15 protein-coding genes and 1 pseudogene are annotated in these 18,995 nt (G+C 62.3%); 3 read left to right on the forward strand and 13 right to left on the reverse strand.

What is annotated here, in order from left to right:
* Nucleotides 1-60 precede the first annotated feature (60 nt).
* Nucleotides 61-732 carry an endonuclease III domain-containing protein gene (locus tag EHS19_RS07520; RefSeq protein ID WP_151917167.1) on the reverse strand — a complete coding sequence of 224 codons (672 nt, stop codon included), beginning with the start codon at nucleotides 730-732 and terminating at the stop codon, nucleotides 61-63.
* Between the two features lies 1 nt (nucleotide 733).
* Nucleotides 734-1,258, reverse strand: a complete 525-nt coding sequence (locus EHS19_RS07525; protein ID WP_151917151.1) for a PadR family transcriptional regulator — start codon at nucleotides 1,256-1,258, stop codon at nucleotides 734-736.
* 191 nt (nucleotides 1,259-1,449) lie between these two features.
* On the opposite strand from EHS19_RS07525, the pseudogene EHS19_RS07530 reads away from it, so the two are divergent.
* A pseudogene (locus tag EHS19_RS07530) lies at nucleotides 1,450-2,103 on the forward strand (NADPH-dependent F420 reductase); the annotation flags it as partial.
* A gap of 450 nt (nucleotides 2,104-2,553) precedes the next feature.
* Here the strand turns inward: EHS19_RS07530 and EHS19_RS07535 are convergent.
* The 3 genes from EHS19_RS07535 to lepA all read right to left on the reverse strand — a co-directional run bounded on the left by EHS19_RS07535 (nucleotide 2,554) and on the right by lepA (nucleotide 7,159).
* Nucleotides 2,554-3,768, reverse strand: a complete 1,215-nt coding sequence (locus tag EHS19_RS07535; RefSeq protein WP_151917153.1) for an ATP-binding protein — start codon at nucleotides 3,766-3,768, stop codon at nucleotides 2,554-2,556.
* A gap of 211 nt (nucleotides 3,769-3,979) precedes the next feature.
* Nucleotides 3,980-5,275, reverse strand: coding sequence for a radical SAM family heme chaperone HemW (gene hemW / locus EHS19_RS07540; RefSeq protein ID WP_151917154.1), 1,296 nt, complete (start codon nucleotides 5,273-5,275; stop codon nucleotides 3,980-3,982).
* A 3-nt stretch (nucleotides 5,276-5,278) separates the two neighbouring features.
* Nucleotides 5,279-7,159: a translation elongation factor 4 gene (gene lepA / locus EHS19_RS07545; protein WP_151917155.1), complete on the reverse strand. Its 1,881-nt coding sequence runs from the start codon at nucleotides 7,157-7,159 to the stop codon at nucleotides 5,279-5,281.
* A gap of 205 nt (nucleotides 7,160-7,364) precedes the next feature.
* On the opposite strand from lepA, the gene rpsT reads away from it, so the two are divergent.
* Nucleotides 7,365-7,625 carry a 30S ribosomal protein S20 gene (gene rpsT, locus EHS19_RS07550; protein WP_151917156.1) on the forward strand — a complete coding sequence of 87 codons (261 nt, stop codon included), beginning with the start codon at nucleotides 7,365-7,367 and terminating at the stop codon, nucleotides 7,623-7,625.
* 116 nt (nucleotides 7,626-7,741) lie between these two features.
* On the opposite strand, the gene EHS19_RS07555 is transcribed toward rpsT, so the two are convergent.
* The 8 genes from EHS19_RS07555 to EHS19_RS07590 all read right to left on the reverse strand — a co-directional run bounded on the left by EHS19_RS07555 (nucleotide 7,742) and on the right by EHS19_RS07590 (nucleotide 16,438).
* On the reverse strand, nucleotides 7,742-8,503 hold the full coding sequence (locus EHS19_RS07555) for a trimeric intracellular cation channel family protein (RefSeq protein ID WP_151917168.1): 762 nt from the start codon (nucleotides 8,501-8,503) through the stop codon (nucleotides 7,742-7,744).
* A 137-nt stretch (nucleotides 8,504-8,640) separates the two neighbouring features.
* The gene (locus EHS19_RS07560; RefSeq protein WP_151917157.1) at nucleotides 8,641-9,675 is read right to left on the reverse strand and encodes an alpha/beta hydrolase; all 1,035 of its coding nucleotides are present in this window, start codon (nucleotides 9,673-9,675) and stop codon (nucleotides 8,641-8,643) included.
* Nucleotides 9,676-9,983: 308 nt separating this feature from the next.
* The gene (locus tag EHS19_RS07565; RefSeq protein WP_151917158.1) at nucleotides 9,984-10,796 is read right to left on the reverse strand and encodes a zinc ribbon domain-containing protein; all 813 of its coding nucleotides are present in this window, start codon (nucleotides 10,794-10,796) and stop codon (nucleotides 9,984-9,986) included.
* Between the two features lie 165 nt (nucleotides 10,797-10,961).
* Nucleotides 10,962-12,089 carry a branched-chain amino acid aminotransferase gene (locus EHS19_RS07570; RefSeq protein ID WP_151917159.1) on the reverse strand — a complete coding sequence of 376 codons (1,128 nt, stop codon included), beginning with the start codon at nucleotides 12,087-12,089 and terminating at the stop codon, nucleotides 10,962-10,964.
* A 352-nt stretch (nucleotides 12,090-12,441) separates the two neighbouring features.
* Nucleotides 12,442-13,077, reverse strand: a complete 636-nt coding sequence (locus tag EHS19_RS07575; RefSeq protein ID WP_151917160.1) for a 50S ribosomal protein L25/general stress protein Ctc — start codon at nucleotides 13,075-13,077, stop codon at nucleotides 12,442-12,444.
* A 408-nt stretch (nucleotides 13,078-13,485) separates the two neighbouring features.
* Nucleotides 13,486-14,940 carry an NAD(P)(+) transhydrogenase (Re/Si-specific) subunit beta gene (locus EHS19_RS07580; protein WP_151917161.1) on the reverse strand — a complete coding sequence of 485 codons (1,455 nt, stop codon included), beginning with the start codon at nucleotides 14,938-14,940 and terminating at the stop codon, nucleotides 13,486-13,488.
* Complete coding sequence (locus EHS19_RS07585; protein ID WP_151917162.1) at nucleotides 14,940-15,254, reverse strand: NAD(P) transhydrogenase subunit alpha part 2; 315 nt, start codon at nucleotides 15,252-15,254, stop codon at nucleotides 14,940-14,942. The genes EHS19_RS07580 and EHS19_RS07585 overlap by 1 nt, the downstream gene beginning before the upstream one ends.
* 29 nt (nucleotides 15,255-15,283) lie before the next feature.
* On the reverse strand, nucleotides 15,284-16,438 hold the full coding sequence (locus tag EHS19_RS07590; protein WP_151917163.1) for an NAD(P) transhydrogenase subunit alpha: 1,155 nt from the start codon (nucleotides 16,436-16,438) through the stop codon (nucleotides 15,284-15,286).
* A gap of 242 nt (nucleotides 16,439-16,680) precedes the next feature.
* Between EHS19_RS07590 and EHS19_RS07595 the strand changes: the two genes are divergently transcribed.
* Nucleotides 16,681-18,744 carry an AMP-dependent synthetase/ligase gene (locus EHS19_RS07595; RefSeq protein WP_421745428.1) on the forward strand — a complete coding sequence of 688 codons (2,064 nt, stop codon included), beginning with the start codon at nucleotides 16,681-16,683 and terminating at the stop codon, nucleotides 18,742-18,744.
* The last annotated feature ends 251 nt before the right edge of the window (nucleotides 18,745-18,995 follow it).

Here is an 18,995-nt window from a genome sequence, read left to right on the forward strand (position 1 = left end):
ACGTCAACACGAAGGCCATGTCTAACGTCTACATCAAAGAGGCGGCCCGACACCCCACCTCTATTCCCATTCCATTCGTCCGAGAAACGATTCGGCCTTGGCGGCGTCGTCGCGATAGGTCTTGCCGTATTCGTCGATGAGGCCGTGGAACTCCTTGAGGTCGGCGACGGTCAGGGACGTGGCGAGCGCGATCGGGTTGACCGCCTTGTGGAACGCGGCATAGCCGGCGGGCACCCGATAACCGAGAAATGCGAACAGGCGGCGCGCGTACGTGTCGGCGATGAACGCGCGACGATCGAACACGTAGAGCAACAGGTCGTCGGCCGTCTCCCCGCCGATGCCGAACAGGGCCAGCAGCTCCTTGCGCAACGCGTCGTCATCGATGCCGGCCGCACCTTCCGGACGTGCATCGCATCGCTCGACGTACCAGCGGCTCATCTCGCGCAGGGCGCGCGACTTGTTGCGATAGAAGCCCGAGGGGCGTATCAGCTCCTGGAGCCGCGAGTCATCCAGCTGCGCGATGGCGTGAGGGTCGAGCAGGCCCGCGGCCTTCAACGCATCCAGTGACCGGTCCGCGTTGCGCCATGACACGTTCTGGATGAGCACCGCGCCCACCATGATCTCGTATGGGCCGTCGGCCGGCCACCAGCCGGTCGGGCCCATCTCGCGCAGCATGAAGCGGTACAGCGTTTCGAGATTCTCAGGCGTGGGCAGCCCGTCGCCCCTCGCCATGTCAGGCAACACCGAGCTCCCGTTCCAGCCACCGGCGTTCCGCCTCGATCTCCGCATCATGGATCTCGGTGATGGCGATACGATACCGGTCGGTCAGGTCGGTATTGTCGATCGGACCTTCCCCGTCGCTGTACATGCGATGCACGTCCGAATTCAGCAGGTCGAGTCGGCGGCGCAGCACCGCGTTGCGGTCGGCCTCATCCGGCACGATGGACAGGAACGACATGACGACCGACCATTTGGTGATGTCGGTGAGCATGTAGCCGTCCGTGGCCTTCAACTCCTCGATCAAAGCCTCGCGCCCGGTGGGTTCGAGGTGGAACTCGCGCAGCCGCCGTCCGTTGACGACGTTGAACGACTCCCCCAGATAGCCAAGCTTCACGAATTTGCCGGTGACGGAATGCAGGGTGCCGTCGCTGAACGGGCGCGCATAGCCGAGCAGCTGCTCCATCTTCTTCTTCAGACGGTAGCCACACAGCGGCCCTTCAGACAGGAATCCCAGCGTCATCAATTCCACGATATTCATGAGTCCACTATACCTCAAGATGAAATATTTCAGCACGACGCGCCGGCGACGAGCACTTCAGCAGGACCACCAAACCCAATCAAGACAACGGTTTTCACACTCGATATATATTCTTTCGATATATCTCAGCTTGAAATATCTCAACGAGGAATGTACCGTGATAACCAACACGGCACCAACAACACGGCGCCGGGGCGCACCAGAAACCAACCCGAAAGGAAACCACCATGAGCAACATCACCATCTTCGGCGCAGGCAACATCGGCTCCGCAGTCGCGGGACTGGCCGTCAAGGCCGGCGCGAACGTGCAGGTCATCGACCGTAACCCCGACAAGGCCGCCGCCGCGGCGGAAGGCGTCACCGCAGCCAAGTTCGGCGAGCCCATCACCGGCGACATCGTCGTCCTCGCCCTGCCGTTCCCGGCCTATGCGGACGTGCTCGCCGCCTACGCCGACCAGCTCGCCGGCAGGACCGTGGTCGACCCGTCCAATCCGATCGACTTCACCACCTTCGACCTCGCCCTGCCGGAAGGCGCCAAGTCCGCTGCCGAATACCTCGCCGCCGAGCTGCCGAACAGCGCCGTCGTCAAGGCGTTCAACACCACGTTCGCCGCGACGCTCGCCAGCGGCGTCAACGACGGCGCGCCCACCGTGGTGCAGCTCGCCGCCGACAGCGAGGACGCCAAGAACGCCGTCAAGGCGTTCGTCGAGGCGGCCGGTCTCAAGACCGTGGACGCCGGCGCGCTCAAGCGCGCCCAGTACCTGGAGGGCTATGGCGCGCTGCAGATCATCCTTGGCGTGACCGAGCAGACCCCGTGGACCGCCGGCTTCAAGGTCGTCAAGTAATCAAGTAATCAAGTAATCAACACAGTCAAGTAACGGGCGGCGGTTTCGTCGCCGTCCCTCCCCACCGCCCACGCCAGCACAACTGCCCGCGGATCAGCACAAGGACGAGCAGAGCGGCGAAAACTACGAATACGGCGTGAAGGTTCGTCAAACGAGCAGGCCGCGCTCCGCCAAGCGACGACGCGCGGCTGACTCGTCGGCACAACGCGGGTCACTCCTCGCGGGTCACACCTCGGTCAGTTCGGGTGCGCGGCGCGTGGAGCACGCGGAACTTGAGCGCTGCCAACTCCATGCCATTCCGCATCGACCTCCATTGATATCTATCCACATTGATGGATGCACATGGATGCACATGGATGCACATAGGCGTGAAGGAGCCGTTTCAGGCTATATTTAGCTTATTTATCTTTATATCTTTTTATAAAAATTTATATATCCGCCCAGAATGATTCACGACCGCCTGTCATACGACTGGCTTTCAGCAGGCATCGCACGGCGAATGAACTCGTCCATTCCCGGCACGGTAAAATCGACCCGCCCACGTTCCGGCGAATACACCAACCCCAATTCAATCAAGGACAGCCGAATCGAAGACAGATCGGACACACTGCGCTTCATATGTTTCGCCACCTGAGCAGACGTACATCGCTCACCGACCGCGGCCATAGCGGCAAGATACTCACGACCCAACGGAGTGGCACGTTGCCAACGCGACATATACAATCCCTGATCCAGCTCGGTCCGAGCCACCGGCTCGCCCCGCTCCACTGCGGCGACGGTTATCGGATTGGAATCCGAGGCATCCCACGTTGCCTTTCCATATGCCTGGATGAAATACGGATATCCCTGTGCCAAACCGATCAAACGAGACAACGCCTTGTCGTCGAATGAATACCCGAGCTTCCGCACGGGTTTCTGGAAGCCATCGGCCACTGCACCATCACCCAGCCGGCCAATATCACGATATGCAAACAATCGTTCGGCGTAGGAACGCACCTTGGTCAATACACCCGGCAGGTTCGGCAATCCGGCACCGATAATGCAGAACGGCAAATCCCGCTGCCCCATCCTATGCTGCACGGTGATCAGCGTCATCATCACTTCAGACGACATATCCTGAAACTCATCCACAAACAGGAACAGTCCCGAACCGGTCTTCTTCAGCTCTTCAGCCAATCCTTCAATCAACAGCTCCAACCGATAAGACGAAGCGCGTATGGTCCGCTTCTCCGCACCCTCCCCGTCAAGATCAATCGTTGCCGAACCAAGTACGAAATCCAATGAAATCGATTGGACATGCGAAAAGACACCCGACAACCGCTGCCTGATATCAGACCTCCGCATGCGCATGACGGCCAATGACAGTTCATGAAACAGTTCCTCGTATTCGGCCGCGGCGTCGCCATTCGCCTCGATCTGCACCGTGGCCAGACCTTGTGCGGACGCCATATCATTGAGCTTGAGCAGCAACACCGTCTTGCCCATGCCGCGCAGGCCGCTATAGATGACTCCGCGGTCCAACAAACCGAGTTTGGTGCGTGCGATCATACGATCCATGAGTTCCATGTCATGTGCACGACCGACGAGTTCCGGCGGTTGCTTGCCAGCACCCGGCATGAATGGATTCAGCGAATGCAACGGCAAACCAGTACCATCACCGTTCATCACGACCCCTTTCACTCATGGGCGAAACCATCGTAAGTCATTCTATCGAAATATATCGATTATTATTCCGGTCTATAGATGCATATAGACGCAAAATCGGCCATTCCGAACTATATATATCCATATCCATTAATAGGCGTACCGGCCGTGGCAGCCGCCCATGCTGCCACGGTCATCAGTCCGACTCGTGCACACGCCGATCGTACGTCAATCACACGCCGATCAGATCGAACAGACGCTCGATGACGGCATCGTTGAGCAGCCGCCCCCGGCGCGTGGCGACGATTCGACCATCACCGCGCGCCTCGATCAGACCGTCGGCGATCAGCGGTTCCACATCGGCCCTGCGCAGCGGACGAAAGGCATGCGGCGTGGGCAGCGCGCCGACGGCACGATTGACGCGGCCGATATCAAGCCCCTCGCGCAGCCGGATGCCCAGCATGATGATCTCCTCAAGGTTCTCCCCCGGCGTGATGGTCTCGCTGCCGCCCCACGGCACGCGGCGATCACTGATGGCAGTGCCCCACAGACGCGGGTGCGCGATGTCCCAGGCGCGCAGGGCGTTCATGCCCACGCCCTGTTCCCTCGGTTGGGCCGACGCCGTCTCTTCCCCAGTCAGCTTCGCTGACAGCCCCCTCGTCAGAGGTGGCCGGGCACCCGCATCAGCACATGCATTGTAGTGCGAGTGGGCGCCGGGACCAAGACCCGCCCAGTCGACGTTGCGCCAATAGCCGAGGTTGTGCCGGCTTTCAAACCCCGGTCGCGCCCAGTTGGACACCTCGTACCATTCGAGTCCTGCGGCGGCGAACAGGTCGTCGGCGATCTCGTATTTGGCGGCCTCGTCGTCGTCATCCGGCTTCGGCAGCGTGCCCGCCTCGATCTGCCGCCCCATCTTGGTGGTGGGTTCGACGGTGAGCGCATAGGCGGAGATGTGATTCACGCCAAGATCGATGGCCGTTTCGACCGACGCGCGCCAATCGTCAAGGCTCTCCCCCGGCGCGCCGTAGATCAGATCGACGCTGGATCGCAGACCGAACTTGTTCGCGGCTTGCACGCCGGCTTTCACATTCGCCGGCGTATGCGTGCGGTCAAGCGTGCGCAATACGTGCGGCACCGCTGATTGCATACCGAACGAGATACGCGTGAATCCACCGTCCGCGAGCTTGCCGAGATAATACTCGTTCACCGTGTCAGGGTTGGCTTCCGTCGTGATTTCAGCGTCTGGTTCAATCCCCCACGTCCTACGAATCGCATCCAACATGGCGACAAGATCATCCGCCGCCAGAATCGTCGGCGTGCCGCCACCGAAGAACACCGTGGAAACCGGTGGCTCGTCGATGCCGTGCGCAAGCTGCCAGTCATGGACCAACTGCATCTCGCGGATGACCATGGTCGCATAGTTGCCGCGCGAGGCGCCGCCGCCGAGATCCACGGCCGTATAGGTGTTGAAATCGCAATATCCACAGCGCCGCATGCAGAACGGCACGTGGATGTAGACTTCGAACATCAATCAGCCTTCGGTCTTCTGCGCGGCGCGGATCTTGTCCTTGGTGTCGCGGTCGTTGCCCGCATCCCCGGTGGAGAGGGCGGCGATGAACGCCTCCTGCGGCACTTCGACGTGGCCGAGCATCTTCATGCGCTTCTTGCCGGCCTTCTGCTTTTCGAGCAGCTTGCGCTTACGCGTGATGTCGCCGCCGTAGCACTTGGCGAGCACGTCCTTGCGCAGCGCGCGGATGTTCTCGCGCGCGATGACGCGCGAGCCGATCGCCGCCTGAATCGGAATCTCGAACTGCTGTCGTGGAATCAGCTCACGCAGCTTCTTCGTCATCATCACGCCGTAGCTGTACGCCTTGTCGCGATGCACGATGGCACTGAACGCATCCACCTTCTCGCCCTGAATGAGGATGTCCACCTTGACCAGATCAGCGAACTGCTCGCCATCCTCGTGATAGTCAAGCGACGCGTACCCCTTGGTGCGCGACTTCAACTGGTCGAAGAAATCGAAGACGATCTCGGCGAGCGGAATGCGATAGTGCATTTCAACGCGGTCGGTGGAGATGTACTCCATCGTGCCCATCTGGCCTCGATGCTCCTGGCACAGGTCCATCACCGCGCCGATGAACTCCTTGGGCGTGATGATGTCGGCGGCGACCATCGGCTCGACGATCCTCTTGATCTTGCCTTCGGGGAATTCGCTCGGATTGGTCACATGATGCTCGGTGCCGTCCTCCGAGGTGACGTCGTACGGCACGTTCGGCGCGGTGGAGATCAGATCGAGGCCGAACTCGCGATCGAGACGCTCGGAGACGATCTCCATGTGCAGCAGACCGAGGAAGCCGCACCGGAAGCCGAATCCCAGCGCGACCGACGTCTCGGGCTCGTAGACGAGCGCGGCATCGTTGAGCTTGAGCTTGTCGAGCGCGTCGCGCAGCTCGGGGAACTGGGCGTTGTCGATCGGGAACAGACCGGCGTACACCATCGGCTTGGGATCGCGGTATCCGGGCAGCGGCTCGGTTGCAGGACGGACGGCGGAGGTCAGCGTGTCGCCGACCTTCGACTGGCTGACGTCCTTCGCACCGGTGATGATGTAGCCGACCTCGCCTGCGCCGAGCGCCTGGGTCGCCATCATGTCGGGGCTGATCACGCCGATCTCGATCGGATCGTGCGTCATGCCGATGCCCATCATGTGCACCTTCTCGCGCGCGTGAAGCTCGCCGTCCTCCATGCGGATGTAGGTGACGATGCCGCGATACGAGTCGTACACCGAGTCGAAGATGAGCGCGCGGGCCGGCGCCTTCGGATCGCCGTGCGGCGCGGGAATCTCCATGACGATGCGATCAAGCAGCTCGGGCACGCCCTCGCCGGTCTTGCCGGACACGCGCAGCACGTCGCCCGGCTCGCAGCCGATGAGCCCAGCGATCTCCTCGGCATGCCGATCCGGCTCGGCGGAGGGAAGATCGATCTTGTTGAGCACGGGGATGATGGTCAGATCGTGGTCGATGGCCATGTACAGGTTGCTCAGCGTCTGCGCCTCGATGCCCTGCGTCGCGTCGACGAGCAGCACCGCGCCCTCGCATGCGGCGAGCGCGCGCGACACCTCATAGGTGAAGTCCACATGGCCCGGCGTGTCGATCATGCCGAGCGTGTATTCGGTGCCGTCGAACGTCCACGGCACACGCACGGCCTGCGATTTGATGGTGATGCCGCGCTCCTGCTCGATGTCCATGCGGTCGAGGAAGCGATCGCGCATCTCCCGCTCCGGCACGATGCCAGACAGCTGGAGGATGCGGTCGGCCACGGTCGACTTGCCGTGGTCGATGTGCGCGATGATGCAGAAGTTGCGGATCAGCGACTGGTCGGTATATCCGGGCTTGTTCTTCGGCTCGATCACCTGTATGCTCTCCTTGACGGTCTTTGCTGGCTCACGTTGAGGCGTGCGGACGCCGCAGCGCGCCAGACGCTATCGAATTCACCAGTGTAGCGACCAGCCACGGCATTTCGCCGCGACACTCCGATGATGACGTTCACGGTTATCCTGCGAACGTGTTATCATATCCGTTTGTATGTCCTTGTAGCACACATCGTTTGGAGTAAACGTGGCAAACATCAAGTCGCAGAAGAAGCGCATTCTCACCAACGAGAAGGCGCACAAGCGCAACGTATCCGTCAAGTCGAGCCTGAAGACCGCAGTCCGCGCCACTCGCGAGGCCATCGCCGCCGGCGACAAGGCCGCAGCCGAGACCGCCTACAAGGTCGCCGCCCAGAAACTTGACAAGGCCGCAGGCGCAGGCATCATCCACAAGAACCAGGCCGCCAACCGCAAGTCCGGTCTGGCCGTTGCGATCAACGCCCTGTGATTCTCGCGCCGATGACTCACCGGTGAGCGTTCTCCGGTACTGAGTCGGTATGGGAAGGCCCCGCAAGCCATACGGTTTGCGGGGCCTTCCCATGTCTGGCCTCTGGTTCCTGGTCCTTAGTTCGCATTGCCGTCGCCCTCATCGCCGTCATCGGCGCGCCCCCGAACGCCGGGATGGATGACCGGTCGCCGCAGATACCGCGACTGACTCGGCAGATACGTGTTGTGCCGTGTCATCGCCCCGGGCAGCATGATGTTGAACTTCACCGACAGCAGACGCATGGCCACGACCAGTATGACGATCGCGACATCCAGCGTGACCTCCCAAGTGAAATCAAGAATGCCGTGCTGCACGCCGCGGCACACGAGCACGGTCAGCACGCATCCCACGGCGGAAGGCACCGCGTACCAGTGCTTGTCGCGAATCACCATCGGCACGTCGTTGAGCAGCATGTCGCGGACCAGACCGCCGCCGAGCGCGGTGAACATGCCCATGAACACCGCGGTCATGCCGGAGGTGTGGTACATGATAGCCTTCGATGTACCGTTGACGGCGAACATCGCCACCGACAGCGCATCGATGGTCAGCATCGACCATTTGAGCTTGTCGACCTCCGGGTGAATGACCGCGATCGCCAGCCCGGAGATCAGCGCGGTGAGCACGAATCCCCTGTCGGCGATGCCGACCGGCGGCAGCGAACCCAGCATCACGTCACGGATGATGCCACCGCCAAGGGCCGTCAGCCAGGCGGTGATGAGCATGGCGAACACGTCATAGTTCTTCTTGACCGCACACAGGCCGCCCATCAGCCCCGAGCAGAAGATGGCCAGATATTCGATGCCGAGGAAGAAGTCGTTGCTTTCCAAAGCCACTTCCATGAGCCACTCCCCCCGCGTTTCCAGCATGATTCTTCCTCGTGGCATCCTCAGCGCAATGCCATAACGAGACTACACCACACGCGACACGGCACGACACGCAGCATGACGTAACCACGCCGAACGCGGCAAGCCGAGCGTCACAAGCCGAACGTCTGCCTCACGAAACCGATCACGGTCCGCCAGTACACGTCGGGCGCGGTGCTGGCGCTCATCGCATGACCGGCGCCTGGCACGACGAGCTTGCGCCGATGCATGCTCGCGCACGCGGCGAAGTTGCGATCCAGCGACGACGGATCGACGAACAGGTCGGCGGTGCCGTGGATGAACAGCATGGGAATCGTCGCATGCCGCAATGATTCGAGGCTGGATGCCTCGCGAAGGCCGTATCCGGCGACCCGACGGCACACGGCATCCATGCATGCCAGCGCGGGGGCGGCCATCCACCGCTTCGGCAGATGGTACATGCCCTTCGCATTGAACATGAACTGATCCCATACGCTCGTGTAGCCGCAGTCCTCGATCGCGGCGACGACGTTGCGCGGCAGATCCGGCTCGCCGACCGTCATCATCACGGCGGAGGCGCCCATCGACACGCCGTCGAGCAGGATGCGCGCATCGGGATCGGATTCGACGATCAATCGGATCCATCCGATCAGATCGCGTCGATCCAGCCAGCCCATGCCCGGATATCGCCCCTCGCTCAGCTCGTGGCCGCGCAGCGCCGGCGTGAGCACGGTGAATCCAAGTCGGGCGAATCGATGCGCGTATTTCGCCATTTCGATCGGATTGCCGGTGTAGCCGTGGCAGCAGATCGCATACAGGTGGGCTCGCGGTTCGGCGCAGTCGGGGTCGAGCAGCCATCCGTGCAGTTTGAGTCCGTCCTCGGATGTGATCGTAACCGGCTGCTTGGCCTGCTCGAACCATGCGGCCGCCTGCGTCTCCTCGTCGGCGTCGCGATGCTCCCCTTCGAGTCGAGCCTGCCTGATGCGCCCTTTTTTGAGCAACGCCGTCATCGACCAGGGGAACCGCGTGTCGAGCACGAACCGGAACATGAGCGCGCCGATCGCGGCGTTGAGCCCGACGAAGCCGACTGCGGTGGCTCCGAGGGCGCCGGCTGCGACCCTGCGCGCTCTGCGTGTGTGATGTGCGCCGCGAATGCTCTTCTTCGCCATCGATGTCCGCCTCCATGCCGTGATCCGTGGCTTCCGCCGTTGCCGCCATTCCACCGTTGCCGCCGTATTGCAGCCAACGACGTGTAAACCTTGTTGCCGTGGTCGCCGTCGCGTATGTCACTATGACGCCATTGTATGCCGCGATGCGCTCTGCCACGTGCATGCCATGCCGATAATGTCGACAGAGACCTCAATGCAATAGCCGCAGACCCCACCTTGCGCATCCGCTGCCGGCAATGCGTGAAGATGCCATGTGCTTCAACGCAAAAGCCATTCGCATGGTCATTCTGGACAGCTGTTCGCCAGTCTCATTGATTCGGTTCGTCACTGTAGACCAATCGGAAATTGAAGCCGGGTAACAGGATATCTCCATCTGCCTGCACGAACAGGTCGTTCTCATCCCAATGATCACAATCACCACGAATAAAGGACGGAACAGCAGAGCTGCACACTCCGTTCATCCAGCGGATGTAATCCCTCACGGCCCGCACATACGCCTTGTCTTCGATCGCGGCATAGCCGCCGCCGCTGTTCTTGCCCTTAAGGGTGCAGTTATCCGCACCTCTGGCGTCACGTCCCACCACTCCCCGCTTCTGCATGTAGCTGTTCTCATAATGCAGACTCGTGCACCATGCGCTGAACCGCTCGTATTCGTTCCGCCGCTGGACCATTCGCGCCACATTGATACCCAGCACCGTCCACAGCACGACACCGACAATGGTGCCCTTGCGTAGGCGGGCTGCGGTTTCCGGCTTGGTGGTGCGCCACATCAGCCACAGCACTATACCGACGACGGGAATGCAACATGCCAGCAGCAGCCACCAAAAGCTGCCGCCGTCGAAACGGTCACGGTCGGAGTAATGAGGCCGGAACGGCGCGGGCGTTCCATCGGTCTGACCATCATCGTGCGATGCAGGTGCCGAAACAGGAGCAGGTACCGAAGTGGGAACGGCAACGGAAGCTGGTTTCGGCTGTTTCGGCGGCGCAGGCATGGGCGGCGCAGGCATCGTCGGCTGCGGAGGCAAGGCGGGAAGGGCCGCTCCGCACCCACTGCAGAACTTTGCATGATCGTCGACCATCTGGCCACATCGTACGCACCGACGCATCGCACCCCCCCCCATTCGTTACGAACAGCAGTATAGTGCAGCCACGCGATAGACCGACCACATATCATTTACCGTCCCTATTGATCGGGAAAAGGGGACGAACATAAACAAACATAAACCAAGACCCCTTGGAACCATTGGGATTCCAAGGGGTCTCGATGCCACGTGGAGCGGCCTAGGCTAACATACGCGCCACATCCAGTTATGCGGATCCTCGATCTCACCGAGCTGGATGCCGAGCAGTTCGTTGCGCAGGTCCACGGTCAGCTTGCCGGACTCGCCGTCGGCGACGGTGACATCGAACTTCGGGGACTTGAAGCGGCCGATCGGGGTGATGATGGCGGCGGTGCCGCAGGCGAACACCTCGGTGACTTCGCCGGACTTGATGTCCTCGAGCAGGTCGGCGAGCTTGATCATGGTCTCGACCACGTCGATGCCGCGGTCCTGCATGAGCTGGATCAGGGAGCGGCGAGTGACGCCGGGCAGGATGTTGCCGGTCAGGGACGGGGTCTCCACATGGCCGTCCTTGTGAACGACCATCATGTTCATGCCGCCAAGCTCCTCAAGATAGGTCTTGGTGGCCGCATCAACGAAGCACACCTGCTGGCAGCCGTTGTCGATGCCGGTGTATTCGCCGAGCAGGGACGCCGCGTAGTTGCCGCCGCACTTGGCGAAGCCGGTGCCGCCGGGGCCGGTGCGGAACCACTTGTCCTCGACCCAGATGCTCACCGGCTTGACGCCGCCCGGGAAGTACGGGCCGGACGGGGATGCGATCACGCAGTAGTCGACCTCATGCGGGGCGCGCACGCCGAGGAACGGCTCGGATGCGAACATGAACGGACGCATGTACAGCGTGTACTCGCGACGGGACGGCACCCATGCGGCGTCGCGCTTGACCAGCGCGGCCACGGAGCCGAGGAAGTCGTCGATCGGCAGCTCAGGCAGGTACAGACGCTTGGCGGAGTTCTGGAAACGCTCGGCGTTCGCGTCCGGGCGGAACAGCCAGGTGGAGCCGTCGGCGTGACGGTATGCCTTGAGGCCTTCGAAGACCTCCTGCGCGTAGTGCAGCACGGATGCGCCCGGGTCGAGCTTGAGCGGCGCGTACGGCTCGATGCGACGGTCCGACCACCCTTCGCCCTTGGTCCAGGTCATGTGGGTCATGTTGTCGGAGAACACCTGTCCGAAGGCCGGCTTGTCGATGAGCTCCTGACGCTTGGCGTCAGATGCCGGATTGTCGTTGGGCAGCACGGTGAACGGCTCGGTGAGCTTGTCCAATGCTGCGGGATCGTGATGTGATTGTTCGGTCATTGCACACTTCTTTTGACTGATCTGTAGACTGACCGTGCTTGCCGCCGGTTGGCGCGGCGCACGTTGTTCATTCTTCGTTTCGCTTGGTGGCTGCCGGCGCTTGTGGCACCGGCTCTGTGTGTACTTTCTCACACTGGGGTCGGTGCAGTGCGGCTGCGTTCACATTCTGAAAGTCGTCGTTCGCCGACAGACGCGGATCGCATGCGATGATGGCATCCGACATGCGCAGGCGGCAGTTGATATACGCGGGCGGAAAGAAAGAGCCCACGGATGACCGTGGGCTCCTGCTCTGCTTCAGCTGATCTTAGCTGATATCAGCTGATATCAGCTAAGATCAGTGAATCTCGACGAATCACTTGGCGGCAGCGGCGTCAGCGGCCGGAGCGGCCGCAGCGGCATCGGCAGCCGGAGCGGCGGTCTCGGTGGCGGCGGTGGACTCGGTGGCGTCCTCAGGCACCTCGACGGTGACGACGGAGGCTTCCGGCTCGTCCATGTCGAGCTCGGCGCCCTCGGGCAGCACGACGTCCTTGAGCAGCACCTTGGTGCCGTCGGTCAGACCGTCCACGTTGACGACGATCTTCTCCGGCAGGTTGGCGACGTCGGCGCGAACCTTGATCTCCTGGATGTCGACGAACGCGACGGCGGCGCCCTTCGGCGTGCCTTCGACGAACACCGGCACCTCGACGTCGATCTTCTCGCCGGCCTTGACCTCGTAGAAGTCAACGTGCTCGACGATGCGCTTGACGGGGTTGCGCTGCACGTCCTTGACGACGGCGAGCTTGGTGTCGTCGCCGTAGGCGATCGAGAACAGCGCGTTGGTGTGGCGCAGCGCGAGCGTGGTCTCCTTCATGGGGAGCTTGACGTAGGTGGGCTGCTCGCCGCCGGCGTAGATGGTGGCGGGGATCTGGTTCGCGACGCGCATACGGCGGGCGACGCCCTTGCCGAACTCGTTGCGCACTTCGCCTTCGAGCTTGATGGTGGTTGCCATGATGGTCTCCTTATGAATGCGATCCTGTATTCTCGGCGCTTCGACGCGCCGCGCAACCGCCCACCTCGGAAACCCTTGGGGCAAATCTCACGTCGAGTCGATCACGGAGATCGCTACGATCTCCCTCGCCAAGACAACGGTTACCGATTATACCCCTACCGTGGACAACCCTGCGCAGCGCAGCAAGGTACGCCGAGTGTCGAGCAACGCAGGAGGCGCTCCGTCATCCGAGCAATTCAAGCGAATCTCGTAATGCGTGCGTCAGCAAGGCGCACCGAGGGAAGCTGCTGAGCCGTATAGGGGACAGTCCAGCGGACTGTCCCCAGGCGAAGGGAGCAGCTATGCTGCGACGGTTGCGCGCAGCGCAACAAAGTACAGCGACCGAGGAGCAACGCAGCTGACGCTCCATTACGAGATGAGCTCCTTGACGGCGGCGACGACGGATTGCAACCCCTGTTTCGCATCTCCGAACAGCATCTGCGTGTTGGGCTCGAAGTAGAGCTCGTTTTCGATGCCGGCGTAGCCTTTGCCGCGGCCGCGCTTCATGACGACGACGTTCTGGGCCTTGTCGACGTCGAGGATGGGCATGCCGGAGACGGGGGTGCCGGGGCGGCGTGCGGCGGGGTTGGTGACGTCGTTGGCGCCGACGACGAGGGCGACGTTGGCGGAGGGGAACTGGGGGTTGATGTCGTCGAGGTCGATGAGCTCCTCGTAGGGGACGTTGGCTTCGGCGAGGAGCACGTTCATGTGGCCGGGCATGCGTCCGGCGACGGGGTGGATGGCGTAGGAGACTTCGACGCCGTGCTCTTTGAGGAGGTCGCCGAGATCGGCGAGTTCGCGCTGGGCCTGGGCTTGGGCGAGACCGAATCCGGGGACGAAGATGACTTTGTCGGCGTAGACGAGCTGGACGGCGACGTCGTCGGCGGTGGTCTCCTTCATGGTGCCTTCGGGACCGTCCGCTCCACCGGCGGAGGCACCCGACGCGCCGCCGAATCCGCCGGCGAGGACGGACATGAGCGGTCGGTTCATGGCCTTGGACATGTCGATGGAGAGGGTGACGCCCGCGGCGCCGACGAGGGCGCCGGCGACGATGAGGGCGATGTTGTTGATCGCCAGTCCGCTCATGGCGACGGCGGTGCCGGTGCAGGCGTTGAGCACGGAGATGACGACGGGCATGTCGGCGCCGCCGATGGGGATGACGAAGACGAGTCCGTATGCGAGGGCGAACACGGTGGTCAGGATGCACCAGAGCACGGCGTTGGTCGGCTGGACGCACAGCATGACGAATGCGGCGACGGTCAGGACGATGAGCGCGACGTTCCAGACGCCCTTGGCGGGCAGGGTGAGCTTGCGCAGGAATTTGACGCCTTGGAGCTTGCCGGCGGCGATGAGCGATCCGGTGAAGGTGACCGAGCCGATCATGATGCCGAGTCCCGCGGTGATGAGCACGACGATGCCGGGCCCGTCGGCGGATTCGGCGTTGAGGATGTCGTTGAGCGCGACGAGCGCCGCCGCGCCGCCGCCGACCGTGTTGAAGACGGAGACGAGCTGCGGCATGTCGGTCATTTTGACTTTGCGGGCGCTCCATACGCCTACGATCGCGCCGATGGCGATGCCAGCAATGAGCAGGGCGACGGCGATGCCGTGCGCGAATCCGTTGCCGATCTCTTCGACGAACAGGACGATGAAGGCCATGACGCAGGCCATGACCATGCCGGCGGCGGAGATGAGGTTGCCGCGCCGGGCGGTCTTGGGCGAGTTCATCAGGTGCAGGCCGATGACGAACATGACTGCGGCCAGCAGGTAGACGAACCATTCGATGACGCCGAGCGGGGTGCTCAGCATGTCAGCCAGCGTTCCCATCACTTGGCCTCCTCGTTCTTGTCGTTGGTCTTCTTGGTCTTGTCGGATTTGAACATCTCCAGCATGCGGTCGGTGACGACGTAGCCGCCGACGACGTTCATGGTGCCGAGCACGGCGGCGAGGAAGATGAACACCCATGCGAGCGGGCTGGTGGCGTGGGCGGCGACGATGACGACGCCGACGATGACGATGCCGTGGATGGAGTTGGCGCCGGACATGAGCGGCGTGTGCAGGGTGGCGGGCACCTTGCCGATGACCTCGACGCCGATGAGCAGCGCGAGGATGAACAGGGTTATTGCGACGATGATGTCCATGATGATCCCTTTTTTCCTTGACTTCTTCCCTACTTCGTTGCGTCGGCGGTCTGGTCGGCCGCAGCGGCTGCGGCGGTGACGATGAGCGCGTCGTCGAGTTCCTCGCCTGCTTTGATCGCAAGTCGGCCGTCGCGCACGAAGTGGGCGAGCACGTCGGCCACGTTGCGTGCGAGGAGGTTGGATGCGGTGTTGGGCACCTGGCTGGACAGGTACGGCGCGCCGATGATGGTCACGCCTCCGTCGGTGACGCTTGTGCCGATCGTCGATCCTTCGACGTTGCCGCCGAGTTCGCTGGCGGCGCAATCCACGATGACCGATCCGCGTTTGAGTCCTTCGACGCCGCGCGCGGTGAGCAGCACCGGCGGTTTGCGTCCGGGGACTTTGGCGGTGGTGATGATCACGTCGAATCCTGCGGCCTTCTCGTCGACTGCGGTCTGCTGGGCGACCTGCTCCTCGGCGTTCAGGGCGCGCGCGTAGCCGCCTTCGCCCTGGCCGGCGGAAAAGTCGAGGCCGAGGTCGAGGAACTTCGCGCCGAGGGACTCGACTTCGTCCCGTGACGCGGGTCGCACGTCGTATGCGGTGACGACCGCGCCGAGTCGGCGGGCGGTGCCGATCGCCTGGAGTCCGGCGATGCCGGCGCCGAGTATGAGCACTTTGGCGGGGCGAATCGTGCCTGCCGCGGTGGTCATCATCGGAAAGAACGATCCATAGGCGTCGGCTGCGACGAGCGCCGCCTTGTATCCCATGACCGAGTTCTGCGAGGTCATCTCATCCATCGACTGCGCCGAGGACAGCTGCCTTGGCAGTCGTTCCATGGCGACGCCGATCAGACCGGCCGCGGACAGCGCGTCGATGTAGTCGCCGTCGGTGAATGATCCGAGCATGCCGATCACCCATGTTCCCGGTCGCAGCCGTTCGACGAGCGCGCGATCGGGACGGCCGATGAATCCGAGGGCGTCCGCACGCGCGACGATGGTATCCGCGTCAAGCACCTCGGCTCCCGCCTTCGCATAGTCGTCGTCGGTGTAGTGCGCGGCAATTCCGGCCCCCTTCTCGATCAGGCAGGACACGCCGACCTTGCGTAGCCGGTTCACGATATCCGGTGTCAATGCGACGCGTGACTCGTGCTGCGATGTTTCATCGAACACGCCGAACGTCACGGTCGCCGTCTGGGTTTCAGCCATGAGACCCCTTTCTTCATGCTTTCGTCATTGAAGTCGCTTCGTCGAAGCTGACAGGCAGCCATTGCCTTCAGTGCATAGTGTAACGGATGGATGCCACTGGCGGGTCGCGTTGTCCAGATTCCTCCGCGCGGCACGATTCGGCTGCAGCCGGCCACTACGCGACACGGCGCGGCTACGCTACCGTAAGGTGAATTCCGGGCGTATTGCGATTATCATGCGTTAGTCAGGAGCCTTTTCGCACAATGGCCCGAAGAGCCAAGGAGAATCACGTGTCAATCATCACTTCGCTGAACAGACAGGCCGCCGATCTTGCACGACGGGCGTTGCGTCTTCCGGGCGGCTTCGTCCATCCCGTCGGCGATGACGCTGCGGACGAGCCTGACTATGTGGATCCGGACGAGAACATCGTCGAGCGTCATAGGGATCTTCCGCATACCGATGAATGGGGACCGGGATACCCGACCACGACGTTCATCGATCCGGCGAGCGGTCTGCTGACCGCGCAAACGGCGGGCAATCCGCCGCTGGACGAGCATACGAGCATCTACAGCATCTATGAGGATCGCGCCCGGCGCATGGGCGACGAGCCGCTGTACACCTTCAAGGTCGGCGATGACTGGGTGAGCCGCACGGCCAACGAGTTCCTCGCCGAAGTGCGCCGCGTGGCCAAGGGGCTTATTCATTACGGGCTGAAGAAGGGCGATGCGGTGGCGTTCATGTGCCGCACGTCCTACGAGTGGGATCTCGCCGACGCCGCGATCATGGCGGTCGGCGGCGTGCTCGCTTCGATCTATGACACGGATTCCGCCGAGCAGATCCGCAATATCGTGAACAATTCCGATGCGCGTCTGCTGATCGTGCAGGACACCGCGATGCGCGACAAGGCGGACGGTGCGATTGAGGAATGCCCGTCTCTGGAGCACGTCATCTGCATCGAGACCGGCGGTCTTGACGAGATCGCCGCCTATGGCGATTCGGTCAGCGACGAGGAGCTGGATGCGCGCATCGCCTCGTTGAAGAAGACCGATCTGTGCTCGATCATCTATACCTCCGGTTCGACGGCCGCGCCCAAGGGCGTGGAGATGACCCATGAAAACTATTGCACCGACGCATTCAATCTGCGCGACTACATGCCGGATCTGCTCAAGCATGATCGTTCCGGTTCCATTCTGCTGTTCCTCCCCCAGGCGCATACGTTCGCGCGCGCAATCAACTACATCTGCGTGGCGAGCAATCTGCGCATCTACATCGCCACCGGCATCAAGACGCTCCTCAATGATCTTCAGGTGGCGCGCCCGACCGTGATGATCGTCGTGCCCCGAGTGCTGGAGAAGGTGTACAACGCCGCCTCGCAGAAGGCCGGTCATGGAGCGAAGGGCGTCATGTTCGCCGCCGCCGTGTCCGCCGCCCAGCAGTATATGAAGGAGGTCAGCGAGTCGGGTCGCGCGAAGCGCTTCGTCTCGGCGCGTAGGGCCGCCTTCGATCCGATCGTCTACAAGTCGCTGCGCGAGGTGCTTGGCGGTCGGACGCGTTGGATCGTTTCCGGCGGCGCGCCGCTTGATCCGGAACTGATGAACTTCTTCCGCGGAGCGAACATCCCCGTCTACGAGGGCTACGGGCTTACGGAGACGACGGCGCCGTGCGCGTTCAATCCACTGGGCGTGCCGTTCCATGAGGGGTCGGTGGGCATCCCGTTCCCGAGCTTCAAACTGCGCATCGCCGAGGATGGCGAGATTCAGGTCGCCGGCCCGGTGGTGTTCCACCGCTACCATAAGAACGACGAGGCCACTGAGAACGCGTTCACGCCGGACGGCTGGCATATGACCGGTGATCTTGGTCGTCTTTCCGACGACGGGTTCCTCTATATCACCGGCCGCAAGAAGGATCTGATCATCACCGCCGGCGGCAAGAACGTGGCGCCAGGTCCGATCGAAGAGGTGATTCAGCGCTGCGAGTTCGTCTCGCAGGCGTTGGTGCTCGGCGACAAGCGTCCGTTCATTTCGGCGCTGGTCACGCTTGACGAGGAGTCGCTGCGTCCGTGGCTGGAGTCCAAGGGACTTGACCGAAACATGCCGCTGGAGGAGGCCGCCAACAACGCGGCCGTGCGCGCGGAAGTCCAGAAGTGGGTCGATAAGGCCAACGAGGGTGTCTCCCGAGCCGAATCGGTGCGCAAGTTCATTATTCTGCCGGAGGAGTTCACGCAGGAGAACGGATTGTTGACCGCTTCGATGAAGGTGATCCGCCCGAAGGTCATCAAGCGCTATCTGACGCTGCTCAACACGCAGATGTACGTCAAGCGCAAGTGATCACATGTGGGGGTCTTGTCGCCGCGATGGCGAGACCCCCGCTTTCCGCGTAACGGGTCGGTTCATTGGACCGGCCCGTTTCACGTTGTATCCTTAAGCAGCTAAGCAGCTTGTATCCTGCGTCAGAAATACGTTGCTGATATCGTTGGCCCCCTACAGTTGGCCCCCTACAGCACCGTGAAGCAGACAGCGGTGCTGTCTGTAGGCAACGTTGCTCGACGACAGTCGAGCCGGCAGACTGCGCGCGTAGC

The sequence above is a fragment of the Bifidobacterium jacchi genome, assembly GCF_009078285.1.
GTDB lineage: Bacteria > Actinomycetota > Actinomycetes > Actinomycetales > Bifidobacteriaceae > Bifidobacterium > Bifidobacterium jacchi.

Bases quoted from the DNA above. Each gene is read 5' to 3' on its own strand.
- EHS19_RS07585 (WP_151917162.1), bottom strand. From the start codon at position 15,254: ATGGACATCATCGTCGCAATAACCCTGTTCATCCTCGCGCTGCTCATC.
- EHS19_RS07580 (WP_151917161.1), bottom strand. From the start codon at position 14,940: ATGGGAACGCTGGCTGACATGCTGAGCACCCCGCTCGGCGTCATCGAA.
- EHS19_RS07565 (WP_151917158.1), bottom strand. From the start codon at position 10,796: ATGGGGGGGGGTGCGATGCGTCGGTGCGTACGATGTGGCCAGATGGTC.
- EHS19_RS07595 (WP_421745428.1), top strand. From the start codon at position 16,681: ATGGCCCGAAGAGCCAAGGAGAATCACGTGTCAATCATCACTTCGCTG.
- hemW (WP_151917154.1), bottom strand. From the start codon at position 5,275: ATGTTCGAAGTCTACATCCACGTGCCGTTCTGCATGCGGCGCTGTGGA.
- EHS19_RS07525 (WP_151917151.1), bottom strand. From the start codon at position 1,258: ATGAATATCGTGGAATTGATGACGCTGGGATTCCTGTCTGAAGGGCCG.
- EHS19_RS07535 (WP_151917153.1), bottom strand. From the start codon at position 3,768: ATGAACGGTGATGGTACTGGTTTGCCGTTGCATTCGCTGAATCCATTC.
- EHS19_RS07520 (WP_151917167.1), bottom strand. From the start codon at position 732: ATGGCGAGGGGCGACGGGCTGCCCACGCCTGAGAATCTCGAAACGCTG.
- EHS19_RS07590 (WP_151917163.1), bottom strand. From the start codon at position 16,438: ATGGCTGAAACCCAGACGGCGACCGTGACGTTCGGCGTGTTCGATGAA.
- EHS19_RS07555 (WP_151917168.1), bottom strand. From the start codon at position 8,503: ATGGAAGTGGCTTTGGAAAGCAACGACTTCTTCCTCGGCATCGAATAT.
- EHS19_RS07570 (WP_151917159.1), bottom strand. From the start codon at position 12,089: ATGACCGAACAATCACATCACGATCCCGCAGCATTGGACAAGCTCACC.
- EHS19_RS07560 (WP_151917157.1), bottom strand. From the start codon at position 9,675: ATGGCGAAGAAGAGCATTCGCGGCGCACATCACACACGCAGAGCGCGC.
- EHS19_RS07575 (WP_151917160.1), bottom strand. From the start codon at position 13,077: ATGGCAACCACCATCAAGCTCGAAGGCGAAGTGCGCAACGAGTTCGGC.